The sequence below is a fragment of the Pseudarthrobacter sp. fls2-241-R2A-127 genome (assembly GCF_030209355.1).
In the GTDB taxonomy this organism is placed as follows: Bacteria; Actinomycetota; Actinomycetes; order Actinomycetales; family Micrococcaceae; genus Arthrobacter.
In genome coordinates this window covers 151917-178611 of the sequence record NZ_JARVSF010000002.1, presented here as the reverse complement: position 1 = coordinate 178611, position 26695 = coordinate 151917, and the positions used below count along the sequence as shown (strand labels likewise).

General features: G+C 66.3%; 29 protein-coding genes and 2 pseudogenes. 13 read left to right on the top strand and 18 right to left on the bottom strand.

Annotation, left to right across the window (positions count from 1 at the left end):
• Positions 1–9 precede the first annotated feature (9 nt).
• On the bottom strand, positions 10–1296 hold the full coding sequence (locus QRN53_RS00895) for an FAD-dependent oxidoreductase (RefSeq protein WP_285242145.1): 1287 nt from the start codon (positions 1294–1296) through the stop codon (positions 10–12).
• 75 nt (positions 1297–1371) lie between these two features.
• Between QRN53_RS00895 and nadE the strand changes: the two genes are divergently transcribed.
• Entirely contained in the window at positions 1372–2226 is an 855-nt protein-coding gene (gene nadE / locus QRN53_RS00890; RefSeq protein ID WP_285242144.1) for an NAD(+) synthase, read from the top strand.
• An 89-nt stretch (positions 2227–2315) separates the two neighbouring features.
• Here the strand turns inward: nadE and QRN53_RS00885 are convergent, their stop codons facing one another.
• Entirely contained in the window at positions 2316–3113 is a 798-nt protein-coding gene (locus tag QRN53_RS00885) for an IclR family transcriptional regulator (RefSeq protein WP_285242143.1), read from the bottom strand.
• A 166-nt stretch (positions 3114–3279) separates the two neighbouring features.
• On the opposite strand from QRN53_RS00885, the gene QRN53_RS00880 reads away from it, so the two are divergent.
• The 4 genes from QRN53_RS00880 to QRN53_RS00865 are packed head-to-tail and all read left to right on the top strand — an operon-like array spanning position 3280 to position 7371.
• Positions 3280–4011 carry a CoA transferase subunit A gene (locus tag QRN53_RS00880; RefSeq protein WP_285242142.1) on the top strand — a complete coding sequence of 244 codons (732 nt, stop codon included), beginning with the start codon at positions 3280–3282 and terminating at the stop codon, positions 4009–4011.
• A 14-nt stretch (positions 4012–4025) separates the two neighbouring features.
• A complete protein-coding gene (locus QRN53_RS00875; RefSeq protein ID WP_285242141.1) occupies positions 4026–5465 on the top strand; it encodes a short-chain fatty acid transporter in 1440 nt (479 codons plus the stop codon).
• Between the two features lie 44 nt (positions 5466–5509).
• Positions 5510–6181 (top strand): CoA transferase subunit B, encoded by a 672-nt coding sequence (locus QRN53_RS00870; protein WP_285242140.1) that lies wholly within the window; start codon positions 5510–5512, stop codon positions 6179–6181.
• Positions 6178–7371: an acetyl-CoA acetyltransferase gene (locus QRN53_RS00865; protein ID WP_285242139.1), complete on the top strand. Its 1194-nt coding sequence runs from the start codon at positions 6178–6180 to the stop codon at positions 7369–7371. Before QRN53_RS00870 ends, QRN53_RS00865 begins: the two co-directional genes overlap by 4 nt.
• A gap of 126 nt (positions 7372–7497) precedes the next feature.
• On the opposite strand, the pseudogene QRN53_RS00860 reads toward QRN53_RS00865, so the two are convergent.
• Positions 7498–7869: pseudogene (locus QRN53_RS00860) on the bottom strand (ankyrin repeat domain-containing protein); the annotation flags it as partial.
• Positions 7870–7901: 32 nt separating this feature from the next.
• A complete protein-coding gene (locus QRN53_RS00855; protein WP_285242138.1) occupies positions 7902–8480 on the bottom strand; it encodes a GlcG/HbpS family heme-binding protein in 579 nt (192 codons plus the stop codon).
• Between the two features lie 197 nt (positions 8481–8677).
• Here QRN53_RS00855 and QRN53_RS00850 point away from each other — a divergent pair.
• The 5 genes and pseudogenes from QRN53_RS00850 (at position 8678) to QRN53_RS00830 (ending at position 12191) form a co-directional block, all read left to right on the top strand.
• A pseudogene (locus QRN53_RS00850) lies at positions 8678–9904 on the top strand (sensor histidine kinase).
• The gene (locus tag QRN53_RS00845; protein ID WP_285242137.1) at positions 9905–10531 is read left to right on the top strand and encodes a response regulator; all 627 of its coding nucleotides are present in this window, start codon (positions 9905–9907) and stop codon (positions 10529–10531) included.
• Positions 10532–10662: 131 nt separating this feature from the next.
• The gene (locus QRN53_RS00840; RefSeq protein WP_013599688.1) at positions 10663–10866 is read left to right on the top strand and encodes a cold-shock protein; all 204 of its coding nucleotides are present in this window, start codon (positions 10663–10665) and stop codon (positions 10864–10866) included.
• Positions 10867–11021: 155 nt separating this feature from the next.
• Positions 11022–11357, top strand: coding sequence for a hypothetical protein (locus QRN53_RS00835; protein ID WP_285242136.1), 336 nt, complete (start codon positions 11022–11024; stop codon positions 11355–11357).
• A gap of 51 nt (positions 11358–11408) precedes the next feature.
• The gene (locus tag QRN53_RS00830; RefSeq protein ID WP_285242135.1) at positions 11409–12191 is read left to right on the top strand and encodes a MerR family transcriptional regulator; all 783 of its coding nucleotides are present in this window, start codon (positions 11409–11411) and stop codon (positions 12189–12191) included.
• A gap of 8 nt (positions 12192–12199) precedes the next feature.
• Here the strand turns inward: QRN53_RS00830 and QRN53_RS00825 are convergent, their stop codons facing one another.
• The 4 genes from QRN53_RS00825 to QRN53_RS00810 all read right to left on the bottom strand — a co-directional run bounded on the left by QRN53_RS00825 (position 12200) and on the right by QRN53_RS00810 (position 15859).
• Positions 12200–12862: a DedA family protein gene (locus QRN53_RS00825; protein WP_285242134.1), complete on the bottom strand. Its 663-nt coding sequence runs from the start codon at positions 12860–12862 to the stop codon at positions 12200–12202.
• A 111-nt stretch (positions 12863–12973) separates the two neighbouring features.
• Positions 12974–13750, bottom strand: a complete 777-nt coding sequence (locus tag QRN53_RS00820) for an enoyl-CoA hydratase (protein WP_285242133.1) — start codon at positions 13748–13750, stop codon at positions 12974–12976.
• Positions 13747–14754, bottom strand: a complete 1008-nt coding sequence (gene mmsB / locus QRN53_RS00815; protein WP_285242132.1) for a 3-hydroxyisobutyrate dehydrogenase — start codon at positions 14752–14754, stop codon at positions 13747–13749. The genes QRN53_RS00820 and mmsB overlap by 4 nt, the downstream gene beginning before the upstream one ends.
• Positions 14747–15859, bottom strand: coding sequence for an enoyl-CoA hydratase/isomerase family protein (locus tag QRN53_RS00810; RefSeq protein WP_285242131.1), 1113 nt, complete (start codon positions 15857–15859; stop codon positions 14747–14749). The genes mmsB and QRN53_RS00810 overlap by 8 nt, the downstream gene beginning before the upstream one ends.
• A gap of 158 nt (positions 15860–16017) precedes the next feature.
• On the opposite strand from QRN53_RS00810, the gene QRN53_RS00805 reads away from it, so the two are divergent.
• Together QRN53_RS00805 and QRN53_RS00800 are read left to right on the top strand one after the other, a co-directional pair.
• Complete coding sequence (locus tag QRN53_RS00805; protein ID WP_285242130.1) at positions 16018–16824, top strand: exodeoxyribonuclease III; 807 nt, start codon at positions 16018–16020, stop codon at positions 16822–16824.
• Positions 16825–16858: 34 nt separating this feature from the next.
• The gene (locus tag QRN53_RS00800; protein ID WP_285242129.1) at positions 16859–17749 is read left to right on the top strand and encodes a DUF8083 family protein; all 891 of its coding nucleotides are present in this window, start codon (positions 16859–16861) and stop codon (positions 17747–17749) included.
• Between the two features lie 7 nt (positions 17750–17756).
• Here the strand turns inward: QRN53_RS00800 and QRN53_RS00795 are convergent, their stop codons facing one another.
• The 5 genes from QRN53_RS00795 to QRN53_RS00775 all read right to left on the bottom strand — a co-directional run bounded on the left by QRN53_RS00795 (position 17757) and on the right by QRN53_RS00775 (position 22414).
• Positions 17757–18809, bottom strand: a complete 1053-nt coding sequence (locus QRN53_RS00795; RefSeq protein ID WP_285242128.1) for a LacI family DNA-binding transcriptional regulator — start codon at positions 18807–18809, stop codon at positions 17757–17759.
• Between the two features lie 126 nt (positions 18810–18935).
• Positions 18936–19187 carry a hypothetical protein gene (locus QRN53_RS00790; RefSeq protein WP_285242127.1) on the bottom strand — a complete coding sequence of 84 codons (252 nt, stop codon included), beginning with the start codon at positions 19185–19187 and terminating at the stop codon, positions 18936–18938.
• Positions 19184–20083 (bottom strand): carbohydrate ABC transporter permease, encoded by a 900-nt coding sequence (locus tag QRN53_RS00785; protein ID WP_285242126.1) that lies wholly within the window; start codon positions 20081–20083, stop codon positions 19184–19186. The genes QRN53_RS00790 and QRN53_RS00785 overlap by 4 nt, the downstream gene beginning before the upstream one ends.
• Positions 20080–21117: a carbohydrate ABC transporter permease gene (locus tag QRN53_RS00780; protein WP_285242125.1), complete on the bottom strand. Its 1038-nt coding sequence runs from the start codon at positions 21115–21117 to the stop codon at positions 20080–20082. Before QRN53_RS00780 ends, QRN53_RS00785 begins: the two co-directional genes overlap by 4 nt.
• A 7-nt stretch (positions 21118–21124) precedes the next feature.
• Positions 21125–22414 (bottom strand): ABC transporter substrate-binding protein, encoded by a 1290-nt coding sequence (locus QRN53_RS00775; RefSeq protein WP_285242124.1) that lies wholly within the window; start codon positions 22412–22414, stop codon positions 21125–21127.
• A gap of 140 nt (positions 22415–22554) precedes the next feature.
• Here QRN53_RS00775 and QRN53_RS00770 point away from each other — a divergent pair, with 140 nt between their 5' ends.
• Positions 22555–24360 carry a glycoside hydrolase family 13 protein gene (locus QRN53_RS00770; RefSeq protein ID WP_285242123.1) on the top strand — a complete coding sequence of 602 codons (1806 nt, stop codon included), beginning with the start codon at positions 22555–22557 and terminating at the stop codon, positions 24358–24360.
• A gap of 22 nt (positions 24361–24382) precedes the next feature.
• Here QRN53_RS00770 and QRN53_RS00765 read toward each other — a convergent pair whose 3' ends face one another.
• Genes QRN53_RS00765 through QRN53_RS00745 form a run of 5 tightly spaced genes read right to left on the bottom strand, consistent with a single transcriptional unit; the run spans position 24383 to position 26646 of the window.
• Positions 24383–24994: a hypothetical protein gene (locus tag QRN53_RS00765; RefSeq protein ID WP_285242122.1), complete on the bottom strand. Its 612-nt coding sequence runs from the start codon at positions 24992–24994 to the stop codon at positions 24383–24385.
• A complete protein-coding gene (locus tag QRN53_RS00760) occupies positions 24991–25629 on the bottom strand; it encodes a hypothetical protein (protein ID WP_285242121.1) in 639 nt (212 codons plus the stop codon). Before QRN53_RS00760 ends, QRN53_RS00765 begins: the two co-directional genes overlap by 4 nt.
• Positions 25626–26006: a hypothetical protein gene (locus QRN53_RS00755; RefSeq protein ID WP_285242120.1), complete on the bottom strand. Its 381-nt coding sequence runs from the start codon at positions 26004–26006 to the stop codon at positions 25626–25628. Before QRN53_RS00755 ends, QRN53_RS00760 begins: the two co-directional genes overlap by 4 nt.
• Entirely contained in the window at positions 26003–26194 is a 192-nt protein-coding gene (locus QRN53_RS00750) for a hypothetical protein (protein ID WP_285242119.1), read from the bottom strand. The genes QRN53_RS00755 and QRN53_RS00750 overlap by 4 nt, the downstream gene beginning before the upstream one ends.
• Positions 26191–26646: an Asp23/Gls24 family envelope stress response protein gene (locus tag QRN53_RS00745; protein ID WP_285242118.1), complete on the bottom strand. Its 456-nt coding sequence runs from the start codon at positions 26644–26646 to the stop codon at positions 26191–26193. The genes QRN53_RS00750 and QRN53_RS00745 overlap by 4 nt, the downstream gene beginning before the upstream one ends.
• Positions 26647–26695: the final 49 nt, after the last annotated feature.

Here is a 26695-nt window from a genome sequence, read left to right as displayed (position 1 = left end):
GGCTCCAGTTTAGTGGGTGAGCGGGCGGGCAAAGCCTGGCGCGTGCTCCGGACGTGGGCCGAAAGCGATGAGCCGGGGCAGGAGCCGCCTCATCAGGGGATTGTGACGAATAACGAACACCAGCACCCGGCGGAGCCTGGACGTGTCTGCAGCGGCGCTCCCGGCGTCAGTGGCGGGAAACTTCCCGGCGAACAACGGAACAAACAGGGCCCGGTGCATGATCCGCTGCACCGTTTGCACCACCACGGTGGGCATCCAGCGGCGGTGCTGGACCGCAGCAAGGGTGGCGGTGCGCACCTGTCCGCGGCGCAGGTCCGGCGCGAGCCGCTTCGCCGCGGCCACGGCGTCCTGGATGGCGAGGTTGATGCCCACGCCGTCGGCAGGGGACATGGCGTGCGCGGCGTCCCCGATGCACAGGAAACCGTCGGCATACCACCGGTGCAGCCGGTTCAGCCTGACATCCAGCCAGTGCAGGTCCTCCACGCTGCTGATCGAGCCGACGCTGTCCGCCAGGTCGGGGCGGAGCGTGGCCACACGCCGGCGGAACCGTTCCACACCCTCAGCCCGGATCCTGGCGTCCGCCCCTTTCGGGGCGAGATAGCCCATCTGGTAGTAGTCGCTGCGGTTCAGGGCGATCATCGCTTCCCGGTCACCGAACGCCGGGACCACCCCTGCCACCCCGGCACCTCCGGAGGCACGGCGCGGAAGTTTGAACCACCACACATCAAACGGCACCGGATACTCCTTCGGGGACAGCCCCGCGGCCCGGCGCAACACCGAATGCCGGCCGTCTGCCGCCACCACCACATCGGCTTGAATCACCTGCTCCCCGCCGGCTGCGGCACCACCGGCGGAGCGGAAGCGCACCCCGGTGACGCGGCCGTCGTCGTCGAACACCAAGCCCGTGGCTTCGCTTTCCATCAGCAGCGTGAACGTCGGTTCCGCCTTGGCGGCAAAGGCAAGGAAATCCAGGAAGTCCCACTGCGGCATCATGGCCACGTAGTTGTACGGGGGTTTCAGGGAGTCGAAGTCAGCCAGGGTAACCAGGCCGGCGCCCGGCACCGGGAATGCCACATTCTGCAGGCGGCTCTGCGGCAGGGCGCGGAATCCGGGGCCCAAACCCAGCTCGTCCATCAGCCGAATCGTGGAAGCATGCACCGTGTCGCCGCGGAAATCCCGCAGGAAATCGCCGTGTTTCTCCAGGACGGCCACGTCCACCCCGGCCCTGGCCAGGAGGAGGCCGAGCATCATCCCCGCCGGGCCGCCGCCCACCACCACACACCCCGTACGCTCCATGGAGTTACGCTACGCCGGGTGCCGCGCGCCTGGAACAGTTGAGGGTTGTTGACAGCGCTGGCTAGGCTGGACCACATGCGCGAACTCCAGGCCAAGATCATTGATGAAATGGGCGTTCTGCCCCGGATCGACCCCGCAGGGGAGGTGCGCAAGCGCGTCACTTTCCTCAAGGAATACCTCAAGGCAACGCATACCAAAGGCTTCGTCCTGGGCATTTCCGGCGGCCTGGATTCATCCTTGGCCGGGCGCCTTGCGCAGCTGGCGGTGGAGGAACTCCAGGCCGAGGGTGTGGAAGCGAACTTCGTGGCCGTGCGCCTGCCCTACGGCGTGCAGCATGATGAGGAGGACGCGCAGGCAGCCCTGGACTTCATCAAGGCCAAGACCGAGTGGACCTTCAATATCTCCGCTGCGGTGGACGGCTTTGAGGACGAGTTCGAAAAGACGGTGGGCTCTGAGATTTCCGACTTCCACAAGGGCAACACCAAGGCACGCACCCGCATGATCGCCCAGTACGCCTTGGCAGGGGAATTCAACTACCTGGTGATCGGCACCGACCACGGCGCCGAATCCGTGACCGGATTCTTCACCAAGTACGGCGACGGCGGCGCGGACATTCTTCCCCTGTTCGGCCTCAATAAGCGGCAGAACAGGGCCCTCCTGGCCGAGCTCGGAGCACCGGCCCGCATCTGGGAGAAAGTGCCTACCGCCGACCTGCTCGATGACCGGCCGGGCCGCACGGACGAAGACGAACTCGGTATCAGCTACGACCAGATCGACGACTACCTCGAGGGCCGCGACGTTCCCGAAGCTGTAGCCGAATCGATCGAACAGAGGTTCCTCCGCACCCGGCACAAGCGCACGGTGCCGGTGACCATCTTTGACACCTGGTGGAAAGACCAGGTCCCGGCGGAGAGCCGCACCGGGCTGTAGGCAGGAACTCCCAACTTTTGGGGTACGACGGCGGGTGTCACCGAACAGGTGGACCCGCCGTCGTCGTACCCCGGCGCAGCCGTGGCAGCTCAGCGTGCACGGCGCCCGCCGTCCGCACCCCCGCCCAGCTGTTGCGTAATCCTGTGCGCCTCTGCCATCAGCAGGCCGCCCAGTTCGTCCTGCCGTTCCGGCTTGAAGCGCGGTTCGATCCCGGTCAATGACAAGGCCCAGGCCGGCTTCCCGGAACGGTCGAACACCGCAGCGCCCATCCCCCAGCTTCCCTCGAGGACCAAGCCGGGGTTCACCGAGAAACCGGCCAGCCGCGTGCGGGCAAGGTTCTCCCGGACCAGCGCCGCTGTGTGGTTCGCCGCAAATGCCCCTGCATGGCCAGCCCAGCGGCCCAGCAGTTCTTCCTGCTCGCTTTCCGGCAGGAAGGCCAGGATGGCAGTGCCGGCTGATGCGACCCCCAGTGGGAACCGCACGCCCTCATGCAGGACGAAGGAACGCACAGGGAAGCTTCCCTCCTCGCGCAGCAGGCAGACCGTCTCAGCACCGCGGCGGATCGAAAAGAAGGCACTCTCACCGGTGGCCTCGGCCAGCCGCCGGAGGCTGGGCCGCGCGATGTCCTCCAGCGGAAAGCGAGCCGATGCGACCGATCCCATCAGCAGCACCTCGGGGCCAAGGACCCAGTTGCCCGTGACGGAGTCGTGGTCCAGCAGGCCCTCCGCAGCGAGGGAGGTCAGGAGCCGGTGGACCGTGGGACGGGTAAGTCCCGACTCCCGGACCAGGCCCGTCAAGGGCATCCCGTCGGCACTGCGTCCCACCAACCGCAGCAGCCCTGCAATGCGCGCAACCACTTGGGCGCCCTGAACGGGGGCGGCAGCCATAAAAGCTCTCCTTATGTCCACAATATGGATAGTTTCTTTCCTGATGTCCATACTGTACGACAACTAAGTGTGATTCTTGACACCTGTGGCCAGCCGCCCGTAGTCTCCAAACTCAGATCCCAGCCGTCCACTAAGTGGACGCTTTCGTGCTCAACGAGGAGACGCCATGAACAAACTCCAGCCTTCTGCCACCGCAGCCCTGGAAGGCGCGCTGCAGGACGGGATGACCCTCGCCGTCGGCGGCTTTGGCCTGAGCGGCATCCCCGCTGACCTGATCGAAGCCGTGCGCGACTCCGGCGTGAAGGACCTTACCGTCGTCTCGAACAACATGGGGGTGGACGGCAAGGGCCTGGGCGTCCTCATCGAGGCCGGCCAGGTCCGCAAGGTCATCGCCTCCTACGTTGGCGAAAACAAACTCTTCGCGGAGCAGTACCTCGCAGGGAAACTCGAGGTTGAGTTCACCCCGCAGGGCACCCTGGCAGAACGCCTCCGCGCCGCCGGAGCGGGCATCCCCGCGTTCTACACCAAGACGGGCGTGGGCACCTTGGTGGCCGAGGGCAAGCCGCACGAGGAGTTCGACGGCGAAACTTTCGTCCAGGAGCGCGCCATCAAAGCCGATATCGCCCTGGTCCGCGCCCACACCGCGGACACGGACGGCAACCTCACCTACCGCTTCACTGCCCGGAACTTCAACCCGGTAGTGGCCACCGCAGGGGTCCTTACCATCGCCGAGGCCGAGGTCATCGTCACACCTGGCGAACTGGACCCGAACCACATCGTCACCCCCGGTGTCTTTGTCCAGCGGCTGGTTCAGGCCACCGCCCGGGTGAAGGACATCGAGCAGCGGACCGTCCGGCAGCGCACTGCGGCTGCCGGTGCCGAAGCACTGGCAGTTTGAGCGGGGCGTAAAACATGACTGTCACACAGCCCGATGCCCTGGACGTCCGCCAGAAGGGCCTTGCCCGGATGGCGGAGAAGCTGGCCGGATGGACACAGAAATGGTTCCCGGACGCGTACATCTTTGCCCTGGCAGGCGTCCTGCTCGTGGCCGTCGCAGCCTTGGCGGCAGGTGCTTCACCCAAAGCCGTGGTGGATTCCTTCGGAAACGGATTCTGGGACCTCACCGCCTTCACCCTGCAGATGTCAATGGTTGTCCTCACCGGCTATGTCGTCGCTACCTCACCCCCGGTGGCCCGGCTGATCGAGCGCCTGGCCCAGGTTCCCGGCTCCGCGCGGTCCGCCGTCAGCTTTGTCGCCGTCATGTCCATGTCGGTGTCCTTCGTCAACTGGGGCCTGAGCCTGATCTTCGGCGGGCTCCTGGCCCGTGGGGTGGCCCGCCGAGGGGACCTTCGAGTCGATTACCGGGCGCTCGGCGCGGCGGCGTTCATGGGTCTGGGCGCTGTCTGGGCGCTGGGCATGTCCTCCTCCGCGGCCCAGCTCCAGGCAACCAAGGCGTCCATTCCGCCGGCGCTCCTGAAGATCACCGGCGTCCTGGATTTCGGCACCACCATCTTCACCTGGCAGTCGCTGCTGACGCTCGTCATCCTGATGCTGCTCACCACGGTCATCGCCCACTTCTCAGCCCCTACCGGGGCTGCGGTGAAGACGGCGGCCGATCTCGGCGTCGACCTCGACGACCAGCCTGAACCGCCTGCCGAAAAGTCCCGGCCGGGCGAATGGCTTGAATACAGCCGGGTCCTGCCCATCCTGGCCGGGGTACTGACCCTGGGCTGGCTGGTGTCACAGTTGCTGACCCTGCCCATCCTGAGCGTGGTCAGTTCGCTGAACGGATACCTCCTGGTCTTCCTGATGCTGGGGCTGGTGCTGCACGGTACGCCGCGTAAGTTCCTGCAGTCTGTGACCAAGGCCGTGCCTGCAACAGCCGGAATCCTGGTCCAGTTCCCGCTCTATGCCGCAATGGCAGCCATCCTCACCAAGGCGACGGGCGCCGGCGGGCTCTCAGTGTCCGAGCACCTGGCACACTTCTTCACCAGCATCGGCGGCAATGGGGCGTTCGCAGTCATCATCGCGGTCTACACCGCCCTCCTGGGCATGTTGGTGCCCTCCGGCGGCGGCAAGTGGCTGGTGGAGGCGCCTTACGTCATGCAGTCCGCGACGGACGTCAACATGAACCTGGGCTGGACCGTTCAGATCTACAACATGGCCGAGGCACTGCCCAACCTCGTGAACCCGTTCTTCATGCTGCCCCTGCTGGCGGTCCTGGGCCTGCGCGCCCGGGACCTGGTGGGCTTCACGTTCCAGCAGTTCCTGTTCCACCTCCCGGTGGTGCTGCTGTTGGCCTGGCTGCTGGGAATGACGTTCGGATTCGTGCCGCCGGTAATACCCAACTGACCCCAGACACCCGAGTTTTGCGAGAAAGAAAAAGGAGTTTCGCCATGGCATGGTCCAGGGATGAGATGGCCGCGATCGCGGCCGAGGAACTGAATGACGGCGACTACGTGAACCTGGGGATCGGCATCCCCACGCTCGTGGCCAACAACCTGCCCGAGGGCGTGCGGGTGATCCTGCAGAGCGAGAACGGGCTGCTGGGCATGGGGCCGTTCCCGTACGAGGGCGACGAGGACGCGGACCTCATCAACGCCGGCAAGCAGACCGTCACGGTCCTGCCCGGCGGCAGCATCTTCGATTCGGCCACGTCGTTCGGGATGATCCGTGGCGGGCACGTCAAGGTGGCCATCCTGGGCGCCATGCAGGTCTCCGGCAACGGCGACCTTGCCAACTGGACCATCCCGGGCAAGATGGTCAAGGGCATGGGCGGGGCCATGGACCTGGTGGCCGGCACACCCCGGGTTGTGGTCCTGACCGAGCACAACGCCAAGGACGGCACGGCCAAGATCGTGCGCGAATGCACCCTCCCGTTGACCGGGCTCTGCTGCGTGGACCGGATCATCAGCGACCTCGCCGTCTTTGACCTGGTGAAAGACGACGACGGCGGCCGGCAGCTCACGCTGACCCGCCTGGCCCCGGGGGTCACCGAAGAGGAAATCCGCGAAAAAACCGACGCCGGCTTCGAGGTCCGGCTCGAGAATGAGGAAGTGGCAGCATGAGCCTGAAGGAACAGTTCGGCAAGGATGTCCTGATCACCGGCTGGGGACACAGCAGGTTCGGCAAGCTCGCCGACGACACCCTCGAATCCCTGATCGTCCAGGTGGCCACGGACGCCATCAGCACCGCCGGCATTGAGCCGGGCCAGATCGACGAGGTTTACGTGGGCCAGTTCAACTCCGGCATGATGCCGCTGGCCTTCCCGTCCTCGCTGGCCCTGCAGGTCTCACCGGACCTGGCCAACGTCCCGGCCACCCGCGTGGAGAACGCCTGCGCCTCGGGTTCGGCCGCGTTCCAGCAGGGCACCAAGTCGCTGCTCGCCGGCACCGCGAAGACCGTCCTGGTGATCGGCGCAGAGAAGATGACCCACGCCGGGGCGGACGTGGTGGGCGCCGGCCTGCTCGGAGCCGACTACGACATGGCCGGCAAGCCCTCCACCACCGGCTTCACCGGGCTCTTCGCCGAAGTCGCCAGGCACTACGCCAAGCGCTACGACACCGACGGGAACCTCGGTGACGTGCTGGGCACCATCGCCGCCAAGAACCACCGCAACGGCGTGGACAACCCGTACGCCCAGCTCCGCAAGGACCTCGGCGAGGAGTTCTGCCGGACCGTTTCGGACAAGAACCCCATGGTGGCCGACCCGCTGCGCCGCACCGACTGTTCCCCCGTCTCGGACGGTGCCGCCGCCGTCGTGCTGTCCACCTCCCCCACCGGCGGTGCCACCGCCCCGGTCCGGCTGGCCGGCTTCGGACACGCCAACGACTTCTTCCCCGCAGCACGCCGGGACCCCACCGCGTTCGAGGCCACCCGCGTCTCGTGGCAGCGCGCCCTGGCGATGGCCGGCGTCGGACTCGACGACCTGGACCTCGCCGAAGTCCACGACTGCTTCACCATCGCCGAACTGCTCATGTACGAGGCCATGGGACTCACCGAACCCGGCCAAGGCGCCAGGGCCCTCCAGGAAGGCTGGGTGTACAAGGACGGCAAACTCCCGGTCAACGTTTCCGGCGGCCTCAAAGCCAAAGGCCACCCCGTCGGCGCCACCGGCGTCTCCCAGCACGTCATCGCCGCCATGCAACTCACCGGCACCGCGGGCGCCATGCAACTCAACAACCCCCGCCGCGCAGCCGTCCAGAACATGGGCGGCGTAGGCATCGCCAACTACGTCAGCGTGCTGGAAGCCGTCTGAGCTGAGGGGCCGCTGAACCTCCGCGGCTTCCATGCTCGACGGCGGCGCGTCGCACCAAAAGTGCGGCGCGCCGCCGTCGTTATCCGGCAAAGGTGGGGAAACCCGGCGATCCGGCACGCCGACGGGCTAACCCTGGCCGCGGATCACGGCGGCTATCTCTGGATAACCGAGCCGCTCGGCGTTCTGCAGCGCCGTCCGGCCTTCCGGGTCGCGGATTCCGGGGTCTGCGCCCGCATCGAGAAGCAACCGCACCACCTCCTGCTGGCGGGGGCCGCCGTCGTTGAGCAGGATGGCTTCCTGCATGGCCGTCCAGCCCAGATTGTTCACATGGTTGACGGGCACACCCGCCGCGATGAGGATCCTCACCGTGTCCACATGGCCGTGTTCGCTGGCGGGGATCAACGCCGTCCCGCCGTAGCGGTTGATGCTGGTGCCGTCTGCGCCGGCGGCCAGCGTCAGCTGCAGGACGTCGTTGAGTCCCTCAGCGCCGGCGATAAGGTCCTGGTGCTTCCAGGCCTCATGCGTCCAGCCTATTTCGCGGCACCGGCGATGGCCTCCGCGCCGGCCGCCGCGCAGGCTTCGTCCAAGGCGCCGTCAGGGGCCCCGCCCACGCCGATGCCGGCCACGGACACACCATTGACCTTCAGCGGGACCCCGCCCGCGAGGAACAGGGTGCCCGGCAGGTCGGCGATGGACGGCCCGTTGCCATTGACGCGTTTGGCGAGGTCGCTGGTGGGTGCGCCGAAGGCTGCCGCCGTATAGGCCTTTTCCTTGGCAGCCTCAATGGTGTGGGCCGCGGCGTTGTCCCCCCGGAGAACGGCTTGTACCGTGCCGAAGCGGTCAACGACTGCCACAGTGACGAAGGGCAGCTTGTCCGCCTGGCACTTCGCGAGCGCGGCCGTGACGGCCTGGGCCGACGCTCCGGCTGTGATGCGGTTTTGCTGGACCACCGTTTCGGGAACCGGCTGGACATCAACGGCCGGTACGACGGCGGGTGCTTCCGCACCGTTTAGCGGCCCGGTACCGGCATTGGCGGCTACGGTTGCTCCGGCCGTGGCCAGGATGGCTGCGGCTGCTGCGGCGGCGAGGACTTTGGTGGACTTCTTCAAGGTATTTCCTTCGGTCAGGGAGGGATCATGTTGCCGGTTTCCATATTTCCGGGAAGAACCGGCCCTTCCATCGGGCCTTCGCCTGGTCCCGGCTCCGACGAAAGGCCGGCCATATCAGCCAAAAGGCTGAGGCACGGGACAACCGGTGAGCCCTAGCATGGAAGGCAGCACTTCCCGCCACCAGATCCGGATCCAGCATGCCCGCCAGAGCCACCCCCCAGCACACCGGGCCAGCCCAGGCCGCCACCGGTCAGGACGCCGGATCCCGCCGTCCGCTGCTTCCCTATGCCAAAGACCGACTCGGCAGCATCGAGTCCGCGGTCCACCTCGGCTTCGCGGTGCTCCTCGTGGCTTCCGTAGTGCGGTACGTTCTGCGGCACTCCCCGGCCGACAACGTGCTGGTGCTGGGACTCGCCACGGCCGCCAGCCTGTTGTACGCCGTCGTGGCCTTGCTGTCGGCGCGGGACCGGCACAGCGTCACCTGGGTGGTGGGGTTGGTTGGCGTGTGGGCGGTCCTGGTGGTGGCGGCACCAAGCTTCGCGTGGTGTTCCTTTGCCCTCTTCTTCCTCTGCAGGAGTGCCTTGCGGGGTGCTGTCTCCTACATCCTGGCGGCGGCCATCACCGTGGCAACGGCTGCCGGCTTATTCCGGCTCGGCAACGGCACGGACGTGGCCATGCTGCTGGGTCCGCTGGCCGTGGGTACCATGCTGACGCTTATCTATGACCGAATACAGGCCGACGCCGGCGAGCAGCGCCGCCTGAACGCGGAAGTTTCGCTGGCCCAAGGTCAGCTCGCGGCCAGCGAGCGCCGCGCGGGAACCATCGCCGAACGGGAGCGGGTGTCCAGGGAAATACACGACACCGTCACCCAAGGGCTCGCCAGCAGCCTGCTCCTGCTCGAAGCAGCGGGCCGCGGATGGCCCGCTGCGGCCGCGCGGGACCGTCTTCGCCAGGCCACCGACCTGCTCCGCGCGAACCTGGCAGAAACCAGGAGCCTGGTCCACGAACTCGCCTCTCCGGGGTGAGAATCGCTTCCACTGCAGGAGGCACTGCTGGCCACCGCCCGCCAGTATGTTCCCGGGACCACGCTGCTGGTTACTGGTGAGCTACGGCCGGTTTCCCCTGACGTTCGCCACGCCCTGCTGCGCGTAGTGCAAAGCGCGGCGTCGAACATCGTGCTCCACGCTGCGGCGTCGGCGGCCACGGTAACGCTGGGTTTCCTTCCGGATGCCGTGACGTTGGACATTTACGACGACGGCGCGGGCTTTGACCCGGCGGCGACAGCTCCGCCGTCGGCATCCGGTGGGTACGGCCTGCGGGCAATGCGGCAACGGGTGGAGCAACTGGGCGGGAGCTTCTCGGTACAGAGCACCCCGGGCGAGGGGACCATCGTGGCAGCACAACTGCCGTTGGAGGGGGCGTAGATGGCCGGCATTACTGTCCTGCTGGTGGACGACCACCTCGTGGTCAGGAGCGGCTTGCAGGCGTTGCTTGCGACACAGCCCGATATGGACGTTCTAGCAGAGGCATCGTCCGGCGAAGAGGCGTTGCTGATGGTTCGTTCGCATGGCCCGGCGGTAGTGGTGATGGACCTTGCAATGGGCCAGGGCATGGACGGGATAGAAGCCATCAGGCAGATCCGTGACCTCGGCACCGGGCAGGCCGTCCTGGTTTTCACCACGTACGACTCCGACGCCGACATTGTCCGCGCTGTTGATTCCGGGGCTATGGGCTACCTGCTGAAAGATGCTGCACCGGAGGAGATCTTCGCTGCCATCCGGGGCGCGGTGCAGGGCAGGAGCGTGATGAGCCCGCCGGTGGCCTCCAGGCTGTTCCAGCAGCTGCGCAACCCTGATGAGGTCCTGACGCCGCGGGAAGCGGAGCTGCTGAGCCTGCTCACCGAAGGGTTGAGCAACCGCGAGCTGGGCAAGCGGCTGTTCATCTCCGAGGCCACGGTCAAAACCCACCTGGCACACATCTACGCCAAGCTCGGAGTAGACACCCGAGCGGCCGCAATTGCCACCGCCATCCGCCGTGAGGGGATGCGTTGACAGCACATTATTGCCTCTACCCTTGCACCTGAGGCCTGAGCCCCGTACGTTGGGGACTGTGGGGGACTAACTCCCGCGCACCCCGGGACGATTCCGGGGAGAGAATCAGAGTCACATGAAGGAATGCAGCCATGGCAACAGGCACAGTTAAATGGTTCAACGCCGAAAAGGGTTTTGGCTTCATTGCCCCCGATGACGGGTCCGCTGACGTATTCGCCCACTACTCGGCAATCGCCAGCAGCGGCTACCGCTCACTGGACGAAAACCAGAAGGTCGAATTCGATGTGACCCAGGGCCCCAAGGGTCCGCAGGCAGAGAACATCCGCCCGCTCTAAGTCTTCGGCGGCTCCGGCAACAGCCGGGACCCCGTCCGGCGGCCTCTCCAACGAAAGTTGGAGGGGCCGCTGTTTTTTCCGCCCGTGTTTTCCGTGGCACTGTCTATTCGTGGCACTGTTTCTCCGTGGCACTGCCGGTTTGGAATAATTGACCCATGACCGGACAGGACCAGGACAAGGATCCGTGGGTCGAGTTCGACTCGCTCGGACCCGCCGCACCCGACCGCGTCCCGGGACAGCCCGGCGGCGAACCCCACGGCTTCGGTTTCCGCACCGGCGTACGCAGCGCCCGCGTGGCCGTAGGCTTTGCCGTCTACGCCCTGGCCTTGGGCACCATCCTGGCCCTGACCGGCTGCATCGTGTTCATCGCCCGGCAGCAGTGGCTGCTGGTGGGCCTCATGCTGATATTCGAATCCATCTTTGTCTTTGCCTTCACGCGGCTTGTGGCCCAGGCCCGGCACCGGACACCGCGAAACGGTCCGGCCAAGTAAGCGGGCAGGCGCCTTGACCTTGACGCAGCGTCAACCCCTAGGCTCGGGGGCATGGAAGAAATCCGTGGCAACGGTGTGCGGGACTGGCCCATCCAGGAAGTGGCCAGGATGGCCGGCACCACCAGCCGCACGCTCAGGCACTACGACGACATCGGGCTCTTGAAGCCGAGCCGGGTGGGCGGCAACGGCTACCGCTATTACGACGGCGCCGCACTCCTTCAACTGCAACGGATCCTTTTGCTGCGGGAGCTGGGCCTGGGCCTGCCGGCCATCGCCGAGGTCTTCCAGCGCCAAGCCGACCCCGTCGAGGCGCTTTCCCGCCACCTTCAGTGGCTGGGACAGGAGCAGCAACGGCTGGCCCGACAGGCGCAGTCCGTGCGGCAAACCATCGAAACAGTGAAGGCAGGAGGCCAACTGATGGCTGAGAACATGTTTGACGGCTTCGACCACACCCAGTACCGGGACGAGGTCGAGGAACGCTGGGGCAAGGACGCCTACGCCGCGTCCGACGCGTGGTGGCGCGGGATGGACGCCGCAGAAAAGCAGACGTGGAAGGCAGCGGTGGAGGAGCTCGGCGGGGACTGGATCGCCGCCGGGGCTTCAGGGGCGCCGGCGGATGGACCGGAGGCCCAGGATCTGGCACGCAGGCACGTGGCCTGGCTCCAGTCCATTCCCGGAACTCCCGCGGCCGCCGGCGGAGGCATCAAGGCATACGTCACCGGACTCGCGGACATGTATGTCGCCGATCCGCGGTTTGCCGCCAATTACGGGGGCGCGGACGGGGCTGCGTTCGTACGGAGCGCCCTGCGCATTTTTGCGGAGAAGCACCTCTAGGGCACCTGTCAGCGGTTGGCGTTGACCCGTTTGGTCCTCTTGACGCGCCGGACAATGAGCAGGACCACGGCGACCGCGAGCGCCGCGTAGACACCGTAGTTCAGGAAATGTGAGTACTTCTCGATGAGCTGGTACTGGGTGCCCAGCAGGTAACCAAGGCCAATGAGGGCACCGTTCCACAACCCGCTGCCGGCAAGGGTGAAGAGGCTGAATGTAGCCACGGGCATTTCCGCGGCACCGGCCGGGAGCGAGATCAGGCTGCGGATGCCGGGGAGCAGGCGGCCAAAGAAGATCGACGACCTGCCGTGGCGGCGGAACCAGGCCGTGGCCTGTTCAAAGTCCTCCCGGTCCACCAGGGGCAGTTTGGACAGCCACCGGATTGATCGTTCCAGGCCCAATTTCGCGCCGAGCCAATAAAGCAGCAGGGCCCCCAGGTATGCGCCCAGGGTGCTGGTGACGAGGACGAGGAGGAGGTTGAGGGAACCTTGCTTGGCAAGGTAGCCGGCCAGGGGAAGGATCACCTCGCTGGGAATGGGCGGCACCACCGTCTCCGCCAGCGTGAAGCCACCCACGCCCCACTCCCCCAAGGTGTCGATAGCCCTCGCCGCGAAGCCCACAATGCCCGTGAGTCCGTCGGTGGGGCTCGCTGCACCGGTCATGGTTGTCCACATAAGCCTGTCCCCGTTCGCTGCCATGGCATGGCCGTCTGTTGCCCGTCATGTCCACAATACGGGCCGCGGCATTCGGGGGCCGCCCCGCGTCCCCGGCGGCGGCCCCCTGGGTCACCGGTGCTTGAACTGCGGCTCACGCTTTTCGGTGAACGCCGCCATCCCTTCCTTCTGGTCCTCGGTGGCGAACAGGGAGTGAAAGAGCCTCCGCTCGAACAGGACCCCTTGGGCCAACCCGGTTTCGAAGGCCGCATTCACGGCCTCTTTTGCCGCCATGGCCGCCGGCTTCGACTTGGACGCGATCAGCCCGGCTGCCTTGAGGGCCTCGGACACCACATCCTCTGCCGGGACCACCCGGGAGACAAGTCCGCACCGGTCCGCTTCCTCGGCGCCGATGAACCTGCCGGTGAGGATCAAATCCATGGCCTTGGCCTTGCCGATCGCGCGGGTGAGCCGTTGTGAACCGCCCATCCCGGGGAGGACGGCAAGGTTGATTTCCGGCTGGCCGAACTTCGCGTTGTCCCCTGCAATGATGAGGTCGCACATCATGGCCAGCTCGCAGCCGCCGCCGAGGGCAAAGCCGGACACCGCGGCGATGGTGGGGATCCGCAGCCGGGTGAAGTCCTCCCAGCCGCGGAACCAGTCCGCGGTGTACATGTCCATGTAGCCCTGGTCCGACATCTCCTTGATGTCGGCTCCCGCAGCGAACGCCTTGGCCGAGCCCGTGATCACCACGGCGCCGACGCCGGGATCGGAGTCCATCGCGGTCACGGCGGCGACCAGTTCTTCCATGGTCGCCTTGTTGAGCGCATTCAACGCCGACGGCCGGTTGAGCGTCACCAGCCCCACCCTGCCTTGTTGCTCCACCAGGATGTTGGCGTATTCAGTCATTCGGGGCTCCCGTCGTCGTGTGCTGCCGTGGTCCGGCTCCGGCCCGGCGCGTCCGTTCCTGTTGCCTCCGCCGCTGCGGTGGCTGGGGCAGCCGGGTCCGCGCTGCCGCGGATGTCCGTGATGATGGCGGAGAAGTCGCGGCCGGCGCCGCCTTCCGCAGCAAACGTATCGTAGATGCGGGCGGCGAGCGCCCCCATCTGTCCCGCCACTCCCGTGCTCTCGAGGGCGTTGACCGCCAAGTTGAGGTCCTTGGCCATCAGCGCCGCCGCGAAGCCCGGCTGGTAGTCCCTGTTGGCCGGGCTGGCGGGAACCGGCCCTGGCACCGGGCAGTTGGTGGTCAGCGCCCAGCACTGGCCCGAGGCCGCGGATGCGACGTCGAACAGGGCCTGGTGGCTCAACCCCAGCTTTTCACCAAGGACGAAAGCCTCGCTGACCGCGATCATGGACACGCCCAGGATGAGGTTGTTGCAGATCTTGGCGGCCTGGCCCGCGCCGTGGCCGCCGCAGTGGACCACGCGTTGGCCCATCACCTCAAAGAGCGGCCGCAGCGATTCGAAGTCCTGCACCTCGCCGCCTGCCATGAACGTCAACGTCCCCGCTTCGGCGCCCACCACACCGCCCGAGACTGGCGCGTCCACTGAGCGGTGGCCGGCTTCAACGGCCAGGCGGGCGGCTTCCCGCGCCTCATCGACGTTGATAGTGGAGCAGTCCAGGAACATGGCGCCCGGCGGAGCGGCGGCCAGCAGCCCCGGTTGTCCGGGGTTGCCGCGGTAGGCGTCCAGCACCTGCCTCCCGCTGGCGAACATGGTCAGCACGACGTCTGCCCCGGCCACGGCACCAGCTGCGCTGTCCGCGACCGGCACACCGCGTTCCCTTGCCGTTTCGAGGGCCGCAGGCACAACGTCGAAACCGGCTACCGTATAGCCGGCCCTGACCAGGTTCACGGCCATGGGGGCGCCCATGTGCCCCAGGCCGAGGAAGGCCACGGTTCCCTTGTCAGGCATGGTCCGCCTCCGTGGGTGCCGGTTCCGGGTGCAGGTCCAATTCCCCGCCGTCCAGCGGTTCGAAGAACCTGTCCACGTGCCCAGGAAGCACGTCAGCCAGTGTTGCCGGCTTCCACCTCGGGTTCCTGTCTTTATCCACTACCTGCGCCCGGATTCCCTCGCGGAAATCAGGCCCGGCCAGGAAGCGGAGTCCTGCGCGGTACTCCTGGGCCAGCGCTTCGTCCAGGGTCAGCGCGGCGGCCCGGCGCAACGACGCCAGGGTGACCTTGACCGAGGTGGGGGACTTCGCCTCGATCGTGTCTGCCGCCTCCACCGCATCGTCCTTCCCGGCCCCCTCCCAGTCCCGGAGGCGCCTGACGATTCCGGCTGCGTCATCCGAGGCATAGCAGGCGTCAATCCATTCCCGCTGCCCGGCCAGCACGGATGCAGGGGGCTCGCCGGCATAGCGGGCGACGGCGTCTTCCGCGCTTTCGTTCTCCAGCGCGGCCACCAGGCCGGGCAGTGAGTTCGACGGGACAAAGTGGTCCGCGAGGCCCAGGAACAACGCATCCCCGGCTCCCAGGTGCGCTCCCGTCAGGGCCGCGTGCGTTCCCGCTTCGCCTGGTGCGTGGGAAAGGAGGAACGTCCCGCCGACGTCGGGAGCGAAGCCAATCGTGGTCTCCGGCATTCCCATCCGGGTCCGCTCGGTGACCACGCGGACATTCCCGTGCGCGGAGATCCCCACCCCGCCGCCGAGGACCAAGCCATCCATGACGGCCACATACGGTTTGGGATACCGGGCGATCAGGGAGTTCAGCCGGTATTCAACCTGCCAGAAACCGGCGGTCCGGTTTCCGCCGTGCAGCATGTCCTCGTAGATGGCCACGATGTCGCCGCCAGCGCAGAGACCGCGGTCACCGGAGCCCTGCACCAGGACGGTGGCGACGTCGTCGTCCCCGGCCCATGCTGTGAGCTGCCGGAGCATCATGTCCACCATGACTGTGGTGAGTGCGTTCACGGCTTTGGGCCTGTTGAGTGTGACCACCCCCAGCCGGCCGCGGCGTTCAAACAGTACGTCCGGGTGCCCGTTGCCGGCGGCACCGTCCATTCCCTTGGCTGCGGTCATCGGATGGCTGCTCCTTCGCATGGTGGCCGGATGTGATCCAGGTCATTCTGGTTGCGAATATACCCGCCGCGTCACGCTGGGGACCAACCGCGGGCGGTACCGGCCGGGCAACCGGGAGGCTTTACCCGGCGCAGGGCTGCCAAGGTAAGTTAGGAACCGTGAAGATAGCTACCTGGAATGTGAATTCGCTCCGTGCCCGCGCCGATCGTGTTGAAGCCTGGCTCCAGCGCAGCGACTGCGATGTCCTGGCCATCCAGGAGACCAAGTGCAAGGACGAGAACTTTCCCTGGGAGCTCTTTGAACGGATGGGCTACGAGGTTGCCCACTTCGGCGTCAACCAGTGGAACGGCGTGGCGATCGCCTCCCGCGTGGGGCTTGAGGACGTGGAACGGACGTTCCTGGACCAGCCCTCATTCGGCAAGGCGGGCAAGGACCCCGTCCAGGAGGCCCGCGCCATGGCCGCCACATGCGGCGGTGTCCGGGTCTGGAGCCTGTACGTCCCCAACGGGCGCTCCCTGGACGACGAGCACATGCCCTACAAACTCAAGTGGCTGGAGAGCTTGAAAACACACGCCCAGGGCCTGGTCACGGAAAACCCGCAGGCACAGGTCGCGCTGATGGGCGACTGGAACATCGCCCCGTTCGACGACGACGTGTGGGACATCGAGCTGTTCATCAACAACCGTTCCACCCACGTCAGCCCGCCGGAGCGGGAGGCGTTCCACGCCTTCGAAGCAGCCGGCTACACCGACGTTGTCCGCCCCTACACCCCGGGCCCCGGCGTCTACACCTACTGGGACTACACCCAACTGCGGTTCCCCAAGAAAGAGGGCATGCGGATCGACTTCGTCCTGGCCTCCCCCGCCCTGGCAGCCCGGGTCACCGGCGCCGCGATCGACCGCGAGGAACGCAAAGGCAAGGGCGCCTCGGATCACGCCCCCGTGCTGGTGGAACTGGCGGACTGATGACAGACCCCTGCGCCCATCCAAGGAGACCGTCATGACGGGAAACCTCTATCGGGGCCAGGCCGGCCTGCCTTTTTCCTCCACCCTGCGCGTCTACGAACCCCTGGACGCCTTTCCGGCGGAACAACGCCCTGCCCTCCAGGCCGCCGGCGCACGCGCCGCGTCCCGTGCCGCCGTCGAAAACGCTGAACTGTTGGCCTCCTTGGGACGGATCACCCGCTCCGGCGGGGACCCCTTCCCCACCGGCCGCACCGACCTGGTGCGCGTCACCACCGCGCCGGCACCGGACGGCGGAACGGCCGACGACGACGCTGCCGCCGGCACCGCGCCAGTCGTGCTGTACTGCCCCAGCCAGCTGGTCCTGCGCGCCGGCCTGGCCGCCAATGCCTTGATGGAAGGGATCCACGGCCCACTGGCCGAACTGTTGATTCCTGAAGAACAACGCGACCGGCACCAGGAGCGGATCGACCTCGTGAAGGCGCGGGACGGTTCCACCCGGGTGCACACGCGGGCCTCCACCTGGGGCATCCCGTTCAGTTGGTTCTCGCTGTTCATGGAGTCCGACCGCAAGGACGTGGTGGAAGCCGCCGGCCGCATCCTGACGGTCCGGGTCTGGGCGCCCATCACCGATGCCTTGGAGCGGGCCCGCTACGCCGTGGCCAATCTGGCGCTGGCGGCCCCGGACCTGGACATGCTTGACGACCTGGCGCAGCTCACCGAATGGCTGGAGCTATTCCACGTGAACTCCATGGTGGAACTGGACTACGGCGCCGTGGCGGACAAGGTGTACCCGGACGAATCACCCATGGACATCAGGCTGGGCATCGAGTGCCTGGCTGAAGGCGACATGACCGGAGCCGCGGCCGCGTACCGCAGGCTGGCCTCGCGTTGGATCCCCATCCGGCAGCTTGCCCGCGCCTCCTGACGCGGTTTCAGCCCCTGGGCGGCGCAGTGGTCCGCCGGACAATCAGCTCATGCGGCGCAACGGTGGAACGGACGGAACCGATGTCACCGTCCAGCTCGTCCAGCAGCATCTTGGTGGCCAGTTCGGCCTGCTCGTCCGGGCGCTGCCCAACGGTGGTAAGGCCAATGGCCTCGGCAAAGTCGTGGTTGTCGATCCCCACCACTGACAGTTCACCGGGGATGCTGACGCCGAGGCGGCCGGCCTCGAAGATGACCCCCATGGCCATTTCGTCAGAGGCGCAGAAAATCGCTGTGGGCTTCGGTCCGGAACCGGACCAGAGGCGGCGGAAGGCTTCCTGGCCGCTGCGTACCGTGAAGTCGCCCCATTCGTCCCATTCCGGCCGGGTGGGAAGGCCTGCGGCGGCCATGACGTCCTTGAACGCCAGGATGCGCACCCGGGGGACGTCGAAGTTCAGGTCGGTCTCGTCGTCGCCGTGCAGCAACGCGATGTCCCGGTGGCCCAGTTCAATCAGGTGCCGGACTGCGGTTGAGGCAGCCGCGTAGTCGTCGATGCCGATATAAGGGCACTCTTCGACGTGGCCGCCCACTACCACCAGCGGAATGTCGATCTTTTGCAGGTGTTCGATTTCCTCGTGGCTGAGCGCCATGCAGAGAACCAGGAGGGCATCGATCTGCTTGTAGACCATGGTCTTGCTGAAGAGCCGCTCACGGTTGCTGCCGTGGCCGCCGAGGTTGAACAGGGAGAGGTTGTAATGCCGGGCGTGCAGCTCGCGGTCCGCGCCCTCGATGGCCTTGGAGAAGAACCAGCGGCTCACGAACGGAGCCAGGACGCCAATGGTCTTGGTGCGTCCCGTGGCCAGGCCGGAGGCAGAGGACGAGGCCACGTAGCCCAGGTTCCCGGCGACTTCAAGGATCTTCTCCCTGGTGGCCGGGGAAACCCGTGGCAGACCCCGCACGGCGCGGGAGACGGTGGCGGTTGAGACTCCGGCGGCGGCCGCCACATCCTCGATGCTGACGCCGTTATGGCCGCCTCGCTGGGACCTTTCCGTTGTCCGTGCCACCGTGTCCCCTTATAACTCCTACGCGGCGTAGGGCCGGTTGGCCCTGCGTTCCCCCCAAGCCTCGTATCTTTCCATTCCGCGGCCAGGCAGTGCTAACTGTGGCGGGGACCGCTGTTGCGAATGCGCCTACTTGCGGGCCGGGAGCTTACGCCGCAGGCGCACCATTCCGTACAAGGCCAGCAAGGTTGCCAGAAGGCCCAGCGCCCAGCCAATGGCCGGCTGCGCCGTGATTTCCATCCACACCGTAACCACCAGGAGGACCACCGCCCAAAAACCAAGGAAGCCGATGATGATGTCGAAATCCTCGCCCGACCTGACCAGCCGGCTGGTGGTGCCCGCCCCCGCTGGTGTGCGGGGGCGGGAACCGTGCTCCGTCACTTGACCGCACCTGCCGTAAGGCCTGCGACGATCTTGCGCTGGAAGACCAGGACCAGGATCACCAGTGGAATGGTGACGATGGTGCCCGCGGCCATGATGGCCGTGTACGGGATCTGGTTGGGCTGTGCACCGGCGAAGTTGGCGATTGCCACCGTCACCGGCTGGGTTGCGTCGCTGGACAGCTGGCTGGCAATCAGGAACTCGTTCCAGGATGAGATGAACGCCAGGATTGCCGTGGTGAAGATTGCCGGAGCCGCCAGGGGCATGATGACCTTGCGGAAAGCCTGCCCCTGGGTGCAGCCGTCAACACGGGCCGATTCCTCCAGCTCCCACGGCATTTCCCGGAAGAACGAGGTCATGGTGTAGACCGTCAGCGGGAGCACGAAGGAGATGTTGGGGATAATCAGCGCCTGGTAGGTGCCCATCCAGCCGATGTTGGTGAACAGCTGGAAAAGCGGCGTGATCAGGGCGACGCCGGGGAACATGGAGGCCCCCAGGATGAAGCCGAGCACCAGGTACTTGAACCGGAAGTTCAACCGGGCCAGGGCATAGGCGGCAAACACGCCGATCACCAGCGATACCACCGTCACCACGCCGCCGATGAACACACTGTTCAGCAGCGCCGCCCCAAACCTGTTTCCGAAGGACGTGTCAAAGGCGGTGGTGAAGTTGTCCATGGTGACGTGGGTGGGAAGGATCGAGGTGTCATACGTGAACCCGACCTCGCGGAAGGCGGTGACCACCATCCAGTAAGCGGGCGCAAGGCACCAGATCAGTACCACTACGGCACTGATGTAGGTCCGGCCCTGGGCCCACTTTTCCCGGTTCTGGGCAGTTTTGCGGCCCTTGTCCTGGCGCGCCCGCAGCGCGGTGGCATCTGCTGTTGCCGCGGTCATTTCTTCCCCTTTCCGGTTGCGCCGCTCTGCTCAACCACATTGGCCCCAAGGAAGCGGACAAAGATGAAGGCGACGAGGAAGATGATGATGAAGGTGATGGTGGACAACGCAGCCGCCGAGTTGAAGCCCTGCCTGATCTGGTTGATGACCAGGATGGACAGCGTGGTGGTGTTGTTCGCGCCCCCGGTAAGGATGTACGGCAAGTCGAACATGCGCAGTGCATCCAGGGTGCGGAAAAGGATCGCCACCATCAGCGCCGGCTTGACCAGCGGCAAGGTGATGAGCCGGAACCGCTGCCAGGCGGACGCACCGTCCACCTTGGCCGCCTCATAGACTTCGGCCGGAATCATCTGCAGGCCCGCAAGGATCAGCAGCGCCATGAACGGCGTGGTCTTCCAGACGTCGGCAATGATGACGGCCCACTTGGCAGGCCACTCGCTGCCGGTCCACAGGATGGTGGTGTTGAACAGCTTGTTGGCGATGCCCTCGAAGGCGAAGATGAAGAACCACAGCTTCGCCGTAACAGCCGTGGGGATGGCCCACGGCACCAGGACGGCTGCGCGGACGAGGCTCCGGCCGCGGAAGGTACGGGCCATGATCATGGCCATCCAGAAACCCAGCACCGTCTCCAGCGTCACCGTCACGATGGTGAAGAAGAACGTGGTGGCAGTGGCGGACCAGAACTGGCCGCCCAGGGTGCCTGGCGGGCAGGCGACGGTCCCGCCGGCGGGCGCCGAACACTGCTGCGCCAGCCAGTTGACATAGTTTTGGATGCCGGCCGAGCCGCCGGCCGTGAACAGGCCGGTGGCTGGATCCAGGCCGGCGTCCTTTTGGAAGGACATCACGATCGCGCTGACGATGGGGTACACGATCACGATGCCCAAGGCCACGATGGTCGGGGCAAGCAGCCAGGAGGCCCAGCGACCCTGGCTTGCGATCCTGTTGTCTTCCCCTACGCCCTTGGGCGCGTGATGGACAGGGGCAGCGCCCGACGCCGGTGACTTAACCGGCGTCGGGCCTAGTTCGGTTGCCATGGCAGGACTACGATCCTGCACCGGCGGATTGAATGGCGTTCTGCATGTCGGAAAGTGCAGAGTCCACGGTCTTCTCTCCCTTGATAGCGGAGTAGGCATTATCTTGGATTGCCTTGGTGACAGCCGGGTAGAAAGGCGTTACGGGACGCGGTACGGCGTTCTCGATGGACGTCTTCAGGACCGGCAGGTAGGGCAGCTTGGAAACCAGTTCCTGATCCTCATACAGCGAACCGAGGACCGGAGCCAGGGAGCCCTGGGTGGCGTAGAACTTTTCGGTTTCCGCGGAGGTCATGAACTTCATGAAGTCCAGCGCGGTGGCCTTGTTCTTGGAGTAAACGCTGGTGGCAAGGTTGTGGCCGCCAAGCGAGGATGCACCCGGACCGCTCTTGCCCGGCAGTGCCGCAAGGCCGGTCTTGTCCTTCACAGCCGAAGATCCTTCGGTGGTGATCAGGTTGAAGGCGTAGGGCCAGTTGCGCAGGAACAGGAGCTTGCCGCTCTGGAATGCCTGGCGGCTGTCCTCTTCCTTGTAGGTGATGGCTTCTTTGGGGATGTTCCCGTCGGCGTAGGCCTTGGCGAGGTTTTCCAGGCCGGCCTTGGCTTCAGGGGTGTTCACGCTGGGCTTGCCGTCCTTGTCCAGGACCGAGCCGCCGGCGGAGTTAATGGCCTCTGAAGCGTTGACTGTGAGGCCTTCATACTTGCTGAACTGGCCGGCGTAGCAGCCGATGTTGTTCTGCTTGGCGATGGAGCACATGCTCATCATCTCGTCCCAGGTCTTGGGAGGCGTGGGGACCAGGTCCTTCCGGTAGTACAGGATGCCGCCGTCAGAGGTCTGCGGGGCCGCGTACAGGGTGCCCTTGTAGGTGGCGCTGTCCACGGTCGGCTTCAGCATGGCGCTGGTATCGATCGCCATCTTGTCCTTCAGCGGCTGCAGCCAGCCCTTGGCCGCGAACTCAGCGGTCCAGACGACGTCAACGTCAACAACGTCGTAGTCGGACTGCTTGGCCTGGAAGTGCTGGACCAGGTCATCGTGCTGCTGGTCGGCCTGGTCGGTCTGTTCCTTGAAGGTGACCTTTTCATTCGGGTGCGCGGCATTCCACTTATCAACGAGCGGACGGACGACGTTGCTGTTGTCCTTGCCCTGGACATACGTGATGGGGCCGCGGCCGTCGAGGTTGGCGTCAGCGTCGCTGCCCCCTCCACCGGTGGTGCCGCCTCCGCCTCCGCCACCGCAGGCGGACAATGTGAGGGCCAAAATGCCGGCCGTGGCGGCCGGAAGCAGGAATCTCGGGGTTTTCATTAGCTTGAAGCTCCTCGCTGAGTGACAAGTAAGTCGACAGTGCGCTTGCTAGGTGAGGTTGATGTGGTGACCATCACACTAGTAAGGTTGCTGTCTCGAATGCAAGCGTTTACATCAAAAAGTTATCTTAGGGGAACCAAATGCCCAACCCATCCGTTCCGGGACCCCGTTCCGTACCCTCCGCATGGTGGGCTGACGCGGTTGTCTACCAGATTTATCCCCGGTCCTTCGCCGATGGCAACGGCGACGGAATGGGCGATTTGCGGGGCGTCCTGCACCGGCTGCCCTACCTGGAAGAGCTGGGCGTGGACGCCATCTGGCTCTCCCCCTTCTACAAATCGCCCCAGGCCGACGGCGGTTATGACGTCGCCGACTACCGCCAGGTGGATCCGCTCTTCGGCACCCTGGCGGACTTCGACGCGATGTTGCAGGAAGCTCACCGCCGCGGCCTGAAGGTGATCGTGGACCTGGTCCCGAACCACACCTCGGACGAGCACATCTGGTTCCAGGAGGCGCTGGCGGCAGGCCCGGGAAGCCCCGAACGGGAGCGATACATCTTCCGTGACGGCAAGGACGACGTGCCGGGATCGGGGGACGGCAGGCTGGCGCCCAACAACTGGAAATCCATTTTCGGCGGACCGGCATGGAGTCGGCTCACCGAAGTGGACGGCTCTCCCGGCCAGTGGTACCTGCACCTGTTCGACACCAGGCAACCCGACCTCAACTGGGAAAACCCGGAAGTGCACGAAGAGATGCGTTCGGTGCTGCGCTTTTGGCTGGACCGAGGGGCCGACGGTTTCCGGGTGGACGTGGCCCATGGCCTGGTCAAAGAGGCAGGGCTCCCCGACTGGGACGGAGCCGCGTCGATGGTGGAAGGAACAACGGGCCCGCACAGGGAAAGCCACCTGCCCGGGGACGCTCCCCACGCCCACACCGATGCCGAAGAACCGCACCGGGCCGTCTCCCCGATGTACCCGCCGTCCCCCTTCTTCGACCAGGACGGCGTTCACGCGATCTACCGCGACTGGAACCGGGTTCTGGCCGAATACGGAGGGGACCGAATGATGGTGGCGGAGGCCTGGGTTGAACCGGCCGAACGCCTGGCAAGGTATGTCAGGCCCGATGAGATGCAACAGGCGTTCAACTTCGATTTCCTGCTAGCCGGCTGGGATGCCGAGCGGATGGCTGAGGCCATCAGCGCGTCCCTGGCAGCGGCAGCATCCGTGGGCTCGCCCTGCACGTGGGTGCTCAGCAACCACGACACCGTCCGGCACAGTACCCGGTTTGGGCTCAAGGATCCCACCACGTTCCCGAAGGGCATCGGAGCCGGCGACGAACAACCGGATGCGGCCCTGGGCCTGGCGCGGGCCCGGGCCGCCACGTTGGTCGCACTGGCATTGCCGGGTTCGGCCTACCTCTACCAGGGCGAGGAACTGGGACTTCCGGAGCACACCACCTTGCCGGCCTCCGCCAGGCAGGATCCGACGTTTTTCAGGACCCGGGGAGCCGAAATCGGCCGCGACGGGTGCCGCGTCCCGCTGCCGTGGGCCGAGGGCGAACCAGGTTTCGGGTTCTCCAGCGGGCACTCCGGCCAGGCGTCCGAACCCTGGCTGCCGCAGCCGGACAGCTTCGGCCCCCTGGCTGCGGACCAGCAGGAGGGCGAGGAAGGCTCAACCCTGGAGCTCTACCGTGACGCGATTGCGTTCAGGTCAGCGCACCATCTCGGCCAGGGGACGGTGCGGTGGACCGAAGAGCACGCGCCGGACAGCGGACTGCTGGCGTTCCGGAACGGAGATGCCATCGTGGTGTCCAACCTGGGCTTCGCCTCCGCGCCCGTGCCCGAGGGGTACAGCGTGGCGCTCAGCAGCGGGCCTGGACCGGCGGACGACAGGGCAGCGATGCGGGAAGTTCCCGTGGACTGCACCGTCTACCTCCTGCCGGACTGACACGGCAGAAGGCGAAGGGAGTTCAGCGGACGCGCTCGGCCCGGCTGAAGCGCGTCCGCGCCCCTGCGCCGATATGGACGAGGACCGGGATCTCCTTGCCCACCACGGCGTCCAAAGCATCCAGGAGGCCGGACACCTCGGCGGCCAACAGGTGTGGCGCCACGCCCTGGCGCGGCAGGAGCCGGACCTTGAGCGCGGGCGAGCCGTTCACGTCGTAAGTGGTGACGGTGGATCCGGCAAGGTCCGGACGCCCTTCAAGGGCCTGCTTCAGCGCCTGTTCAGCCACCCCGCCACCGATCCGGACATCGCCGGGGACGTCGCCGGGGTCGTACTCGGCCGCGAGGACGTTGGCCCGGCCCTTTCCCTGCTGCGCAATCCAGGCAACCATGAGGCCCATCAGGACCAGCAGTGCCAAGGCCGCCGCGATCCAGAGCCAGCTTTCCTGCTGTCCCGGGAACCGGGTGGAGTTGAACGCCTGGTTTACGCCGTCCCATGCCCCGGATGCCCAGGCGTGCCACCACGGGCCTGTGGCGGGCACAGCTGCCAGCAAGACCAGCAGCAGGCCCACAGCCAGCAGGACCAGGCCCAACAGGGCGAGGAGGATCCGGTTAAGCAGGGCCGGGGTGCTGTTCATGCGCCGATCACCCCGGACGGAGCCAAGTTGACCCGCGCAGCGGGCGACGGTTCGAGCTGCATCTGGTCGAGTTCATCGCTGACTGCGGCAAGGACCCGGTCCTGGTCAACCGCAACACCGGAGGTAGGCCGGACATTCACCAGGACCTGCCGCTGGGACACCACCACCATGACTTGTTCGGGCGTGACGTTCGCAGCCAGCCGGGCACGGCGTGCGATCGAGGACGCCACAACTTCGTCGTCCACAACGACCCCCGAGGACCCGCCACGACGGCCGCCGGCCAGCAGGTGGCGCGCCCGCCGTCCCGGAAGTATCCCGTTAAGAAAGAAGATCACGCCGAGCATGGCCAGCACTCCGCCGACCGCTCCCAGCAGGAGCGGCGGTACGCCGGAAGGCAGATCCACGATCCGTTGGGCCGCCGCTTGCGGCTCGATCAGCCAAGCAGGCTGCCCGACTGCATGGACACCGGATTCGAGCACGCCGTACCCTGCCAGTACCAGCACCAGGGCGGCAGCCACCACCGAGACCGCGGCGCGCGTCGAATGGGTTTCGCGGTAGGTGATCCTGCGCATGTCCGGCCCGGGGTTCCCCCGGGAACCAGCCCTTGGCCGGCGGCTTTCCACGCTGCTGCTCACTGCACCCGTCCTCCTGTGCTAATCTTTGCCCCGCTGATTCGGATATCCACCCGGCTCAGCGTGGAGCCGCTGAGCTCTGAGACCGTCTCCAGGATGGCTGCCTTGGCCTCGACCGTGCGGTCCCAAATGGAGCCACCGGATGCCCGGACCCGCGCCGGATCAAGCACCACCGCTTCCAAAGGCGGGATGCTGATAGGCGCGACGAGGGACAACGCCAGCAGGCCGTCGTCGTCCGTCCAGTCCGCCCGTACATCCTGCGCCTCCACACCCAGTGCCTGGGCGGCCGCCGCCTTGGCGAGGCTGGTCAATGCCTGCGTGCTGATCCGGTTATGGCCGCTGAGCGCCTGCCCACTCGCAACGGGCGCTGGTGAGCTCATGAGGACGAACGCCGGCCGATGATGGCATCGATCACGCCGCGCAGATCCAGCTTGCCCTCGGCGGCGCGGCCCAGCACCGCTCCGACAGCCATGAAGAGCAGGGACACGATGAATCCCCACAAACCGAATTGCAATGACATGAACGCCACGAAGGCGCCCAGGGCAGTACCCGCAACGGTGAGGTTCACAGCAACGCCTCCCGGTCCACAGCCGCCGGCGCTGACGGTTTGACGGGCGGCGGCACGTACACGTCCGTGATCTCGACGTTTACTTCTATGACCTGCAGGCCCACGAGTTCTTCGACAGCGCGGTAAACGGCGGCGCGGACGTTATTGGCCAGCGAATGCAGTGGGGTCCCATAACTTGCCACCAGGGTGATGTCCACGGCTACCTGCGTTTCGCCCACCTCCGCGTGGACCCCGGCTGCGTGGTCCGAGCTTCCCACGGCGTCCCGGATGGCACCCAGTGCACGGGACGGACCTGAGCCAAGGGAGTAGACGCCGGGAACGGCGCGCGCCGCGATTCCCGCGACCTTGGCGACGGCGGTTTCGGAGATTACTGTGCGTCCCGGCCCCGGACTCGTCACCGGGCTGGCGGCAGGACGGCTTGGCACCACGGGTTGTGGGTTCTGGTATTCCATCAGGCACTCCCCCTTCTGTTGATTCCACCCTATCCCCAGCCTGCGACAG